Source organism: Rossellomorea aquimaris TF-12 (assembly GCF_001648555.1).
Lineage (GTDB): Bacteria > Bacillota > Bacilli > Bacillales > Bacillaceae_B > Rossellomorea > Rossellomorea aquimaris.
Genome location: NZ_LQXM01000023.1, coordinates 76,500 through 89,486, shown reverse-complemented (window position 1 = coordinate 89,486; position 12,987 = coordinate 76,500). Strand labels below are relative to the sequence as shown.

At 36.2% G+C, this 12,987-nt stretch carries 12 protein-coding genes; 11 read left to right on the top strand and 1 reads right to left on the bottom strand.

Features of this window, described 5'->3' with window-relative positions:
• The first annotated feature begins 446 nt into the window (after positions 1 to 446).
• The 10 genes from IQI_RS05565 to IQI_RS05525 all read left to right on the top strand — a co-directional run bounded on the left by IQI_RS05565 (position 447) and on the right by IQI_RS05525 (position 11,429).
• Complete coding sequence (locus IQI_RS05565; protein ID WP_064091679.1) at positions 447 to 2,396, top strand: asparagine synthase-related protein; 1,950 nt, start codon at positions 447 to 449, stop codon at positions 2,394 to 2,396.
• A gap of 18 nt (positions 2,397 to 2,414) precedes the next feature.
• Positions 2,415 to 2,570 (top strand): paeninodin family lasso peptide, encoded by a 156-nt coding sequence (locus IQI_RS20545; protein ID WP_156509845.1) that lies wholly within the window; start codon positions 2,415 to 2,417, stop codon positions 2,568 to 2,570.
• A gap of 175 nt (positions 2,571 to 2,745) precedes the next feature.
• Positions 2,746 to 3,684: a phosphoenolpyruvate carboxykinase (ATP) gene (locus IQI_RS05560; protein WP_064091678.1), complete on the top strand. Its 939-nt coding sequence runs from the start codon at positions 2,746 to 2,748 to the stop codon at positions 3,682 to 3,684.
• Positions 3,677 to 3,973: a lasso peptide biosynthesis PqqD family chaperone gene (locus IQI_RS05555; protein WP_064091677.1), complete on the top strand. Its 297-nt coding sequence runs from the start codon at positions 3,677 to 3,679 to the stop codon at positions 3,971 to 3,973. The genes IQI_RS05560 and IQI_RS05555 overlap by 8 nt, the downstream gene beginning before the upstream one ends.
• 38 nt (positions 3,974 to 4,011) lie before the next feature.
• Positions 4,012 to 4,470, top strand: a complete 459-nt coding sequence (locus tag IQI_RS05550) for a lasso peptide biosynthesis B2 protein (RefSeq protein ID WP_064091676.1) — start codon at positions 4,012 to 4,014, stop codon at positions 4,468 to 4,470.
• Positions 4,463 to 5,650, top strand: a complete 1,188-nt coding sequence (locus tag IQI_RS05545) for a nucleotidyltransferase domain-containing protein (protein ID WP_064091675.1) — start codon at positions 4,463 to 4,465, stop codon at positions 5,648 to 5,650. The genes IQI_RS05550 and IQI_RS05545 overlap by 8 nt, the downstream gene beginning before the upstream one ends.
• An 11-nt stretch (positions 5,651 to 5,661) precedes the next feature.
• The gene (locus tag IQI_RS05540; protein WP_064091674.1) at positions 5,662 to 7,458 is read left to right on the top strand and encodes an ABC transporter ATP-binding protein; all 1,797 of its coding nucleotides are present in this window, start codon (positions 5,662 to 5,664) and stop codon (positions 7,456 to 7,458) included.
• A 140-nt stretch (positions 7,459 to 7,598) separates the two neighbouring features.
• The gene (locus IQI_RS05535; protein ID WP_064091673.1) at positions 7,599 to 8,039 is read left to right on the top strand and encodes a signal peptidase I; all 441 of its coding nucleotides are present in this window, start codon (positions 7,599 to 7,601) and stop codon (positions 8,037 to 8,039) included.
• A 363-nt stretch (positions 8,040 to 8,402) separates the two neighbouring features.
• Positions 8,403 to 10,610 (top strand): FUSC family protein, encoded by a 2,208-nt coding sequence (locus IQI_RS05530; RefSeq protein WP_231893388.1) that lies wholly within the window; start codon positions 8,403 to 8,405, stop codon positions 10,608 to 10,610.
• A gap of 84 nt (positions 10,611 to 10,694) precedes the next feature.
• The gene (locus IQI_RS05525) at positions 10,695 to 11,429 is read left to right on the top strand and encodes a YqcI/YcgG family protein (RefSeq protein WP_408007022.1); all 735 of its coding nucleotides are present in this window, start codon (positions 10,695 to 10,697) and stop codon (positions 11,427 to 11,429) included.
• Between the two features lie 41 nt (positions 11,430 to 11,470).
• Here IQI_RS05525 and liaG read toward each other — a convergent pair whose 3' ends face one another.
• On the bottom strand, positions 11,471 to 12,334 hold the full coding sequence (gene liaG / locus IQI_RS05520; protein ID WP_064091672.1) for a LiaG family protein: 864 nt from the start codon (positions 12,332 to 12,334) through the stop codon (positions 11,471 to 11,473).
• A gap of 182 nt (positions 12,335 to 12,516) precedes the next feature.
• Here liaG and IQI_RS05515 point away from each other — a divergent pair, with 182 nt between their 5' ends.
• Entirely contained in the window at positions 12,517 to 12,963 is a 447-nt protein-coding gene (locus tag IQI_RS05515; RefSeq protein ID WP_064091671.1) for a GNAT family N-acetyltransferase, read from the top strand.
• Positions 12,964 to 12,987 lie beyond the last annotated feature (24 nt).

The window sequence follows — 12,987 nt, the reverse complement described above, 5'->3', positions numbered from 1 at the left end:
AAATGTAGAGGCTATTAACTGATAAACGAAAAATTAAACATAACTTATGGCTGGATCTTGATCTTATTCCTTAAAATTAAGAAAAAGAAGGTTGAAACATCCTCAATACCACCCCTTATTACAACCACACGATAAATACATTTTTGAGCTAAAGTTCCATTAATCATCTTTAAAGAAGGGTAGCTTTAATTAGTAGACATGAAGATTCATTCCAAGATTTTTATGTAAAAGCCAAAAAATTAGTAAGCTAAAACGAATAAAATGAAATTTCAAACAATAATTCAATAATTTGATTGACAAGTAAGAGATATGATGATATTTTCAAAGTACATTATTGTTCTTTTTAAAGAACATAACATCTTTTAATAGTTGGATTATCTATTTATATTGCCATTTTTGTTCTATATAATATGTTTTTAAACCTTTTGTAATTTAGGAGGAAGTCCATGAGTGCCATCACCGGTATTTATAATTTAAACCAGGAGCCCATACAACAAAATCAAATTTGTAAGATAAAAAATATCTTTACGGGTTATCCTCGTGATGACTGGGATGTATGGCAAAATCAAAATATATTTCTTGGGTGTCTTTCCCAATGGATCACTCCTGAATCAATAAAAGAAGTTCTTCCCTACAAGGATTATCACAGGCAATTAGTTATCACCGCGGATGCCATTATCGATAACAGAAAAGAGCTTTTTGATAAATTGAATATTGATAACAGCTTAAGAGGAGGTATACCTGATAGTCAGCTTATCCTTCTTGCCTACAGTAAATGGGGAGAAGAAACCCCAAAACATCTCCTAGGTGATTTTGCATTTGCTATTTGGGATATAAAGAAAAAGAAACTTTTTGCTGCTAGAGACTTTTCTGGAGCAAGAACGCTTTATTTTTTTAAAAATGAACAGACCTTTGCTTTTTCAACAACTATTCATCCATTATTCACGTTACCCTTTGTTAAGAAGGAATTAAATGAAGAATGGATGGCACAATTTCTAGCTATTCCAACTGTTGTTGAAGCCGTCGACATGTTTTCAACGGTTTATAAAAACATACAACAAGTCCCTCCTTCACATAGTGTAACTGTGATAAATGGAAATATAAGCTTAAGAAGATACTGTACGATTGAACCAAAAGAAAAGTTGAAATTGAAAACAAATGAGGAATATGAGGAAGCCTTTAGAGATGTATTTCAAAAAGCTGTGAAAGCTAGAACTCAAACATATGGGGAAGTCGGGGCTCAACTAAGTGGAGGCTTGGATTCAGGGACAGTCGTTAGCTTTGCTGCAAAAGAATTACTAATTGAAAATAAGAAATTACATACGTATAGCTATATACCAGAAGAGACTTTTAAGGATTGGACACCTAAATACTATATTCCAGATGAAAGACCTTTTATTAAAGAAACAGTCAACCATGTTGGTAATATTGTAGATCATTATTTGAACTTTGATGGCGGGAGTCCTTTATCAGAGGTAGATGATTTTTTGGAATTAATGGAGATGCCTTATAAATTTTATGAGAATAGCTTTTGGTTAAAAGGGATTACTGAACAGGCCCATAAAAAAGGGATAAAAGTTCTTTTGAATGGCGCCAGGGGAAATCATTCAATTTCATGGGGTTCTTACGGTCTTAATATGGAGTATTATGCTTCTCTTTTAAAAAAGTTAAGGTGGATTCAACTTTATCAAGAGTTAGATTTATTTACAAATAATTTTAGTACGGGAAAATCAAATTTAATTCCTGTAGTTGCTAAAAAAGCCTTTCCGAAAGTCTCTAGATTACTATCAAACAATAAAAAATCTTCAAACAGAAATCACTCTCTTATTAATCCAGACTTCGCTGAAAAGATGGGCGTTTTTACTAAATTAAGTGATCATAAAATAAATATATACGGGCAAAGTACAGAGAATTTAAAAGATTATAGAAAAAGGTATTATCAACAGTTGTTTGTATGGAATAAAAGTGGAGTTGCAAATACAAATCTATCTCTAAGATATTCATTGTGGGATCGGGATCCTACAAACGATTTAAGAGTAATAAATTTCTGTTTAGCTATACCTGAAGAAAAATATGTTCAAGGTGGAATGGAACGATCTTTTATTAGAAATGCCACTAAAAATATTTTACCGGATAAAGTGAGATTAAATCACCACATAAGAGGTATTCAGGCAGCAGATACAATTCACCGTATGAAGTCCACCTGGAAAAATTTTATTGAAGAACTTCATCAACTGATGAAAGACGGTCGGCTGGATGAAATGATTAATATGAAAGTGTTTAAGGGTGCACTTTCAAAATTAGAAAACGACCCCAAGCCAGAGTTTGTTTTTACAGATGAGTTTAAAACACTTACACGAAGTCTGATTGTTTATCGTTTTATGAAAAGCTTCTAGGGGGAAGGAGGTGGAAAAATGAAAAAAGATTGGTCAGCACCTTTATTAGAAATATTAGATGTAAGCATGACGATGAATGGTCCTGGTAATGCAAATCCAGACTGCTTTGATGCATCCGAAGGTAGAGATGAAACTCACGAAGGACAATCAAATGCAAGTTGTTTAGGTAGTTAATTTATAGAAATTATTAAAGCTTAAGGGAAGACTGGATGGAGTTCTACTTAAGAATCGAATGCTTAACTAGAGTACTAGCATTAACAAAGGTACTACATATTTACGATACTAGTAGATGCTCTAAAAGGTTCTTTCCCCTTTTTTAAAAAAGATTCTCAATAGGGAGGGTGTGGAAGTGATTCAAACCCAGGAAATAGCACGATACCAAGCATTTGGATTAAATATTATGAGCGAATATTTTCTTCCTGAATTAAAAAATGTAAAGGGATCCGAAGAAATTATGGATATCACAATAGAAATAGGTGAATTACATTCTTTATGGGAAGAAAAAGCGAAACCTACAAAGTATTTTGTAATAGAAGAAAATCAGTGTTTATTTAAAATCCCCGAAGTAGCTATTTATTTGATTCAAGAAGGTAAGAGAATTATAGTTTCCCCTTATGAAAATGCCAGTGAGGATATCATTCGCTTATATATTCTTGGTACTTGTATGGGAGCCATATTAATGCAACGGAAAATCCTCCCCTTACACGGAAGTGCGGTAGAAATAGATGGAAAAGCGTATGCAATTGTAGGAGACTCCGGAGCAGGAAAATCAACGCTTGCATCTGCCTTTTTAAATAAAGGTTTTAAATTACTTAGTGATGATGTCATTCCAGTCATTCTCACAGAAAATCATCAACCTATTGTTATACCGGCCTACCCACAACAAAAGCTATGGCTGGAAAGTTTAAATGAATTTGGAATGAACTCGGAAAATTATCGACCAATCATTGATAGGGAAACAAAGTTTGCAATTCCTGTCTCTGCTCAATTTTCTTCTGTATCCATGCCTTTAGCAGGCATATTTGAATTAATTAAATCAGATGATGAAGAAATTAGCATACGGTCGATTCAAAAATTAGAAAGTCTGCACACTGTGTTTAACCATACGTATCGCAACTTTATTCTTAAAGGTTCTGGATTAATGGAATGGCATTTTAGAATGACTGCACAAATGATAAATAAGATACGTGTTTATCAAGTATGTAGGCCACAATCAAAGTTTACAGCCAATAGTTTAACAGATTTACTACTTACTACTTTAAAGGTGGGGGAAAAGGTTCATGATTAAAAATCTAGATTTTTCATTAAGCTCAATCATTTATCAAGGCGAGGACAATATAGTAAGCGATATGGATGGAGAAAAAGTAATGTTAAGCATACACAATGGTAAGTACTACAATCTTGGAGAAATGGGTGGGGTTATTTGGGAACAACTAGAGAACCCGATTTCTGTTGAGAGGCTCATAGCTAATTTAATAAATGAATATGAAGTGGAACAAGATGTATGCCAAGAACAAGTATTCTCGTTTTTAAACCTTTTAAAAGAAGAGAATTTAATAAATGTTAGAGAAGAATAGAACGCTTTATTTCTATTAGCTTGGGAAGGGATAAGGGTATGAAATATATAAGAATCTTTTTATCAATGAATTGGACGATGAAAAAATTATTATTTGAGTCTTTTCTCTATTTAGGATGGGCGAGGATCCTGAAAATTTTCCCATTTGCTAAAGTAGCCCCCACATTAGGGGAACGGCTAAAAGAAACTTCTTTTTCCCCTAATATGAAGAACAAAGAAATTTTATCTAATATTTCTCAAGCCCTTCATATTATGAGTCGTTATACTATTTGGGAAAGTCGGTGTCTGGTTAAAGCCATTGCAGGTATGAAAATGCTAGAAAAACGTCAAATTGAAAGCACTCTATATTTAGGCACTGCACGTGATGAACAAGGACAGTTAATTGCCCATGCATGGCTCAGAAGTGGCCCTTTTTATTTAACTGGAGCGGAAGGTATGGAAAAATTCACGGTGGTAGGAAAATTCGCTAATGATATTAAAGGAGAAAGCAATGGATAAAAAAAGTAGCCTCGATTTATCACAAATTCCTAAAGAGTTAAAGTTGATAATCGAGTTGATAAAAAATAATAATTCTGTTGAACTGACAAGGGTTTGCTCAGAGTTAGCTTCTGATATCGACTGGAATTTGTTTGTAGACCAAGCGATTCACCATCGAGTGTTTCCATTGTTACAATCCAAAATAAAAATGATAGAAACGAAGATGATTCCTTCTAATGTAATAAACAGATTAACTCAAACTTATAGAGAAAGTACATTTCGAATGCTACAAATGTGTGCTGAAATGAAAACGGTTAGTACTTCTTTTAACGAGAAATCTATACGATTAATTCAGCTGAAAGGACCGGTACTTGCACAGTTCCTATATAATGATGTCTCCCGTAGAACATCTAGTGATTTAGATGTACTTATTTCTATCGAGGATTTAGGTCAAGCTGAAAAGCTTCTTAAAAGAATGGGATATGTGAAGGAAGAGTATATCAAGTCCATTTTGAATGATTGGCGATGGAGACATCATCATGTCACATACTTTCATCCAGAAAAGGGAATGAAACTTGAGCTCCATTGGAGGTTGAACCCCGGTCCGGGAAAAGAACCTAGTTTTGAAGAATTATGGGAACGAAAGCAAATCAGCTCTCTTTCAACTAGCGAAGTGTATTCACTTGGGAATGAGGATTTATTTTTATTTCTTGTTACACACGGTGCTCGTCATGGGTGGTCTCGTCTTCGTTGGCTTACAGATATTCATCAAATTATTGAAAGAGGTTTATCTTGGAAGAAGGTCTATCAATTATTAAAAAAATATGATTATCTTCATATTGGCGGCCAAGCTGTTGTTTTAACTACTGAGCTATTTAATACGAAGTGTACCAGAGAAATGAAGCCACATCTTTTTAGTAAACGCTCAAGAAAGTTAGCTCAAGAGGCAATTTTCTATTTAGAAAAAATGGTGAATTTACATACGGATCCGGTGCCTCATTACATCTCTTCTTACCATTCACAACACTTGTTTTCGTTAATGTCTAATAAGCAGAGACTCTTTTTTTTAATCAGTCAGTTGCATCCTTATTTTACAGATGCAGAAACGTTGCCATTACCAATTAGACTCCACTTTTTATATTTTCCTTTACGCCCATTCTTGGTGGCCTGGAGAAAGACAAGAAAACATGCAACATCCTAGGAGGAGTTATATTGAAACACCTCATGTACTTTTTAAAACAAATACATTCTTATTCAGGAAGAGCTCTTTATATAAATCTTATTAGTATGATATTAATAGGTTTACTCGAAGGTGTTGGAATTCTTTTGCTTATTCCTATGATTAGTATTACAGGAGTAGTGAATCTTGATATAGGAGACCATAAAATATTAGAAATATTTAATGGAATAAAAGAGATTCCTAGCAGTATAAGCTTGCCTGTCATATTAGGAACGTACGTATTATTAGTAACAGGGCAACATATTGTCCAAAGAAGAATAACCATTCAAAACACCATTATTCAACATGGTTTTTTTAGGCATATGAGAGTAGAAACGTATAGTAAAATCTTAAATTCCAAATGGAGTTTTTTCCTTGAAAATAGGAAATCCGACCTTATCAATTTATTAACAGGGGAAATTGCACGTGCTAGTGCAGGAACTCATTCTTTCTTACAATTTATGTCTTCTCTCATCTTTACATCGATTCAAATCATTGTAGCTCTTTTGCTATCTCCAAACATAACAATATTTGTGATGCTTTGTGGATTAATCCTTATCTTCTTTAATAGAAAATTCTTGAAGACATCTTTAGCTTTAGGAAACAGAAATTTTGAGTTAGGGAAAAATTACTTAGCAGGAATAACAGATCAGATTAATGGAATTAAAGAAATTAAGAGTAATACACTAGAGAACGATAAATTGAATTGGTATCGCTCTATAACAAAAAATATGCAAGACGAACAAATTGAATATACGAAAATGAAAACAAAATCTCAGCTATATTATAAAGTTTCTTCTGCCATACTTATTGCCCTCTTTATTTTTGTAGCTATAAATGTATTCAACTCCCAAACAGGTCAGTTGATGGTCATCATTGTTATTTTTTCAAGACTGTGGCCTCGAGTCGCAGGCATCCAAGCTTCAATGGAACAAATAGCCACAACTATTCCTTCTTTTAAATCTGTTGTCTCTTTGCAGCAAGAGTGTGAGAGTGCTGCTGAATTTGAAAATGTTGATCAATTAAAAATAAATCCGCTTCGTTTAGTAAGTGGAATAGAGTGTAAAGGTGTTCATTTTAAATATAATGAAAATCGAGTTTCTTATACATTGAATGACATTAACATTTTTATAAAAGCCAATGAAATGACTGCATTAGTAGGACATTCAGGTGCAGGGAAGAGCACCCTTATAGACTTAGTAATGGGACTAAATCAACCTCAAAAAGGAGAAATATTCATAGACGGGATCCCATTATCTAGAGAAAAGATTTTGTCATTAAGACGTTCTATTAGCTATATCCCCCAGGATCCATTCCTATTTAATACTAGTATTCGAGAAAACTTATTATTAGTAAAACCACATGCAGATGAAAAAGAATTATGGGAAGCACTTGAGTTTTCATCAGCAGCTGAATTTGTTAAGAAACTACCAAATGGACTTGATACACTTATTGGCGATAGAGGTATAAAACTCTCTGGGGGAGAACGTCAGCGAGTTGTACTTGCTCGAGCTATATTAAGAAAACCTTCGATTTTAGTGTTAGATGAGGCTACAAGTGCACTTGACAGTGAAAACGAATCTAAAATTCAAGAGGCAATCGATCAGCTGAAAGGCAAAATGACTATTATCGTCATAGCTCACCGCCTTTCAACTATAAAAAACGCAGATCAAGTGATTGTCCTGGATAAAGGAAGTGTCATACAAACAGGTGGATTTCATCAACTATCAAAAGAAAAAAGAAGCATGTTTAGTAATTTATTAGAAAAGCAGATGGGACTTTCACTTTAAGGAAAAAAAATGTCGTAATAACATTTTATGATGCTCCCTTTAGGTGGATTGTCAGAACAAAGTAGTGGCTTAAGGCATTTCCAGATAGTTGATTTATTTAATCTACTACTTCATAGATTTAAAATTGGGGGTTGAACGATATGCAAGCTAATTCAGTTTCATCTACGTTGCTAATGGAAGTGATGGATAAGAAAGGGTGGATGGATCTTCCTGCTGAAGGGATGAGTATGTATCCTTTGATTCATGATGGAGACCAGTGTCGGTTTGTTTCATTAAAAGAACAATCTTTGAAAAAAGGGGATATTATTTTGTTTCAAGATGCATCTGGTAAGTTAGTGGCGCATCGATTTCTATATATTAAATTCTTCGGTAATCGAGTGAAGTATTTGTTTAAAGGAGATACAAACACTATCTGTGATGAAGTAATATCTGAAGAGCAGATGATAGGCAAATTAGTCAAGGTTCGTAAAGAGAATGTAACCTTAACTCTAGATCATCCTATTGCTAAAGGTTGGAGTAAACTCATTCTTCTTTTCCCTTTTATTTCGTCTTTTTTACAACTCATTTTAAATAAAAAATGATTGCAAGTGTGCTTACCATATTTTTAAGTGATTTGGTTTCAAATAGTGTTTAGTTAAATGAACTAAAGACAAGCTAGCTTTTTTACACAAAGGTATATTAAAAAGAGTTTGCCATCATAAATAAATATCATCTATTTAAGTACATAAACTGACCTAATCCCCCGCCACCAAGCACATTCCTTTACCCCCATCCTCAAAAACCGTATAATCATACAAACAGACAAATACATTTTCTATTCGTGCACCAACGAATATTGTGTTTTTATGAACACAGAAGTAACCTTACTGCTTCGGCAGATTAGGTTACTTTTTTCTTTTACAGGGTACGATATAAGGGAATAAACATGGCGAGAGTGTAAAGGTATGATAATGATGAAACAGTGGCATAAACAACATATTTGGTGGGGACGGTTTCTGGCTTCTGACCCTGGTAGAAAAAGGTTTCAGCAGGCTGGAAAGGCAACCATTAGTTTAGTATCAGCAGTATTTACCATGATGTTTCTATTAAATTTGTGGAATTACTCCGTGATCACCCCTGCCATTATTTCAGGTATGGTGGGGATGCTTGGGATTTTTATTGCCATGGATGATACAACGGCTAAGAAGAAAGTGACGACGGTTTTGATTGGTGTTTCAGTGGCCGTTGGAATTACCATGGGCTCTGCTTTCGCCCATTTCAGCCTTTTGGTAAACCTCTTGATGCTAGGGGCTATTTTTAGTGCCTTCTATTTCTCGCGATTTGCGATACGCTATTTTTCAATGGGGATGGCAGGCTTTTTGTCCATCTACATTTCTTCGATTTTGCAGCTGGAAGTTGCCCATCTTACTTGGTTCTACATAGGAATTGTGTTTGGTGTTCTGTACGCCTATCTTTATAATTTTCTTCTATTTAAAGGCTCTGTTCATATGTTGAGGAGGAGTATGCGTTCGTTCCATATTCAATCCAATTTGACCTTTACCATTTTGATGAAAATGATTGAGGATCCAGACAGTAGTGTTAAAAGAAGAAAGGTGTTAGATAAAAACGTTCGAAGGCTAAATGAATATGCGAGAATTGTGGCTTCAGATATTAATGAGCATGATTTGAACAAGCTGTGGCCGGGTATTGAGCCATCTCAATTACGACTATATGTGTTTGATACGGAAATGCTGATTCAGACGTTGACGGATTCTATAAAACGTCTGAAGGATTTAGATGCATTGGAATATGCGGAGATTAGGCGGCTACTCGTTTGGGTGATTCGATCCTTGCGAGATGCGGAAGTGTTAGCTCAACAGTATGAACCCCGTTTTCTTGAGGAAGCGGAAAAAGCCATTCAAGCTCTACGACTTCTAATCACTGAAACCCTTAATGGAGAGGAAAAGCCAAAGGGATGGGTTTATCTTATTAGAAGAATTGAGTCAATTGCTAACCACGTGTTAGAAGCAGCCGTTACGATTCAAGATTCATTAAGAATCTCCAGGCCTTCACTTAAAGAAGTAGAAGAGGTTGCAGAGTCGCCTGGTGAAAATGAAGAAGAAGGAACGAAAGAGGATGTTAAGAAGTTAAGGCCATCTACACGAAAGGCAATTCAAGCTCTGGTGGCAGGTTCACTAGCGATAATGGTGGGCGAAATCATCGCCCCTGCACAGCCTTATTGGGTATTGCTGACGACTTTTATCATTCAAATTGGCACAGAGTCGGTAGGAAGAACCTATGTAAAAGCTTTTCAACGTTCGGTTGGAACCGTGATTGGAGCACTGCTGGGATTTGGAGCAGCGAAGCTTGTGTCAGGGAATTCTGAGTTAGAGGTCTTCCTATTATTCGTTGTTCTGTTTTTAGCTTTTTATTTCTTTGCGGTCTCATATACGATGATGAGCTTGTTCATTACTATGCTTATTGCCTTTATGTATGACCTCCTTTTAGGTGGAATTAGTATTCAGCTTATGGAGGCAAGAGTCATTGATACGATTGCAGGAGCGATAATAGCACTGACTGTTTCTGCATTTGTCTTTCCCAAGAAAACAAAGGATAAGGTGGCTGATAGCTTTGATGATTTTTTTGCAGAGCTGGAGAGCTACGTATCTGATTATGTAAGATCATTTACTAACAAAGAAGGAAAGCCGTTAACGGACCAAGCCTTTGATCTCGATCAGAAACTTCAGGTGGTAAAGGATGAGGCCCAGTCCCTTCTGCAACGCAGTGACACGACTCGTTCAGGAATTGGGCGTTGGATTACAGTTACGACAGCTATCAACTACTATGCAAAACATTTGCTGGCATCCTCTAGCAGGAAGGTGCCTGTTAGGGTTACGGATGAATTACAGGATGTATTTCAGCAAACCGAAGAGAAAATCACCCATAATATACATTCTCTGCGTGAACTTTTAAAAGAAAACGAAAGTAAGTCTATGTTATGGAGCTTAAATGACGAACGTGAACAGATTGAAACCCTTGCCCCGAGTAGACTGAAGTCTAAAATCGATGTGATTCATCATATGTATTATGTATGGCGAATTAATCAGTCGATTGTGGCTCTTGGTCAGGAATTGGGTGCAGAGGTGGATCGAACGCAAAAGGTGAAACGCTGATGTTTCACCTTTTTTGTGTTCCCGGTTTCGTCCTACTTCATCAAGGGTACAACATACCATGAATAAATTAGTGAGGTGGCCGTTGTGTCAGACAAGAGAAGTTACCTGTTCACAAAAGAAGAGATGATGAATCCAGATCTAGTGCCCGAATGGGTGATAGAGGAATATGAGAATTTTCATGAAGTCGTAACGGACCGTACGTTTCCTTGTTATTTTGGTATGACAGGTGAGAAAAAGGGTGAGCTTAGGTATTCGTATATTAGTCACGACAATTGGCAGCACTTGCCTGAGACGATCAAGGAGTTTAATCGATTATTTGACGTATCTGAAGGGGAACGCTTGATTCGTCATGGGTTCTTTTTGTTTGTAGAACCGGAAAAAGAGGAGAAGACGATTCCATATTATCGTGAATACTTCTGGAATATCCTTCAATATTTACATGACCAGGATGAAAAGGCTTGGCCAGAGGATTATCCCCAGGACCCTGACCATCATTTATGGGCCTTCTCCTTTGCTGATGAGCCGTTTTTTGTGTTCGGCAATGCGCCAGCTTATAAACAGCGAAAAACCAGAGACCTTGGAAATAGCTTGGTTCTAGGTTTTCAACCAAGAAGGATTTTTGAAGGACTGGAAGGAACTTCTAAAGGGGGCATTATGTCTCGCGAAAAAGTGAGGGAGAGAGTGGAGAAGTGGGATGGGTTGCCGAAGCATCCCAATATCAGTCACTATGGAGATCCTGAACACAGAGAATGGAAGCAGTATTTTATTGGGGACGACGTGGAGCCCATAGAAGGCAAATGTCCGTTTCATCATAAATAAAAAAAGTGACAGTCTCTTTAAACGAGGCTGTCACTTTTAGGTTAATAAATACGGACACTTCCGCTAGACACGGATACATCTATATTGTACTTGCCTGAACCATGTACTCCAGAAAGATCACCGGAATCCATTTTTTGATTTTTAAGAGAGAAATCACTTGATACACTGCCACTACTTGTTTCCCCGTTGAGTGTAAAGTCAGCATCATCAGGAAGATCAAGCTCTACTTTTCCTGAGCTTAAGTCAAGGACAATATCTCCATTTAAAGTATCTATCCCCACTTCTAAACGTCCCGAAGATAATTCTCCATTTAAAGGTCCTTCATAATGAGAAAGCTTCACATTCCCTGAACTGATGTCTATCTTTCCATCCCTTGTTGAAAGTGTATCAATCATCAATCTTCCAGAAGAACCGTCGTGGCGAAATACGTTTGCGTCTATATTTTGCAGTTCCACATTTCCAGAACTCATATCAATGACGAGTTCATCAAGCTTGATTTTGATGGACTTTGATTCTCCTGAAAAATCCAGGTTTCCAGCCCCCATATCAATGCACATGTTGTTGTGATAGTCCTTAGGAATATAAACTGTTACGTTTGATTTATGAGTGAATGATATCCACTCGTACCATTTACGACTAACGGTCACTTCAATGGTATCTCCCTTTTTAAGTAGTCGTAGTGTTCCTTTTCCGTCTAATTCTGCCTTGACCTCATTTTGTTCAGTAGGCATAATCGTAGTGCTACTGCTGTCAATTTGTAAATCAATGGAGTTAATGTGGTCAGTCACTTTCATACGATCCCCAGATTGACTTTCTGTTGCAAACAAAGATGTATTGTCATTGAATATGACATAAATCGTTCCTAATGCCAGTAAAGTAATTACCACTGCAAACATATTCTTCATTTAAATCCCTCACTTTGGTTTTTTTCCAGTTTATAGTTATATTTTAAGTGGTCCTATCTCTTTCAACCATGTGCTGGAGTATTAATTTCCCATCAGACCTTAGACGGAGTAGAATCTGGTTGGTGCAGAAAGAAATGATACCTTATAATGGAAAATAGATGAATCGGGGAGAGTGTAGAGCGATGCAAGATAAAATCGGTGTAGCCACGGAGGACGAGATTGCTGAAATTTTTGAGTTAGCGGGAATCAATCGGGAAGAAGCTACAGGAATACCTTATGAACATCATAAGGAAGAAATGCATAAAGCCTATGAACATTCCATTAAACATGGGGCTTATTTTCTCGCAGCAAGAGAAGAGGATGAGCTGGTTGGATGGGTGCAGGTAGACAAAAGTGTAGACTGGGTAACAGGTAAGGAAATTGGATGGATCAATGATGTGTATGTGAAGAAGCCCTACCGAGGAAAAGGATACGCGACCGAGCTTTTAGAAGAAGCTCTGAAAGAATTAAAAGCGAAGGAGTATGACGAGGTTAGGTTAAACGTTTATACGTTTAATGAGAATGCGATAAAGCTTTATGAAAAATTAGGCTTTAGCGATTTAAATAAGTTTATGAAGATTGAGTTGTAGGAGAGATCACTAGTTGAGTGGTCT

Coding starts and splice junctions, on each gene's coding strand:
- IQI_RS05555 (WP_064091677.1), top strand. CDS start 3,677: ATGATTAAAAATCTAGATTTTTCATTAAGCTCAATCATTTATCAAGGC.
- liaG (WP_064091672.1), bottom strand. CDS start 12,334: ATGAAGAATATGTTTGCAGTGGTAATTACTTTACTGGCATTAGGAACG.
- IQI_RS05545 (WP_064091675.1), top strand. CDS start 4,463: ATGGATAAAAAAAGTAGCCTCGATTTATCACAAATTCCTAAAGAGTTA.
- IQI_RS05530 (WP_231893388.1), top strand. CDS start 8,403: ATGATAATGATGAAACAGTGGCATAAACAACATATTTGGTGGGGACGG.
- IQI_RS05565 (WP_064091679.1), top strand. CDS start 447: ATGAGTGCCATCACCGGTATTTATAATTTAAACCAGGAGCCCATACAA.
- IQI_RS05550 (WP_064091676.1), top strand. CDS start 4,012: ATGAAATATATAAGAATCTTTTTATCAATGAATTGGACGATGAAAAAA.
- IQI_RS05515 (WP_064091671.1), top strand. CDS start 12,517: ATGCAAGATAAAATCGGTGTAGCCACGGAGGACGAGATTGCTGAAATT.
- IQI_RS05535 (WP_064091673.1), top strand. CDS start 7,599: ATGCAAGCTAATTCAGTTTCATCTACGTTGCTAATGGAAGTGATGGAT.
- IQI_RS20545 (WP_156509845.1), top strand. CDS start 2,415: ATGAAAAAAGATTGGTCAGCACCTTTATTAGAAATATTAGATGTAAGC.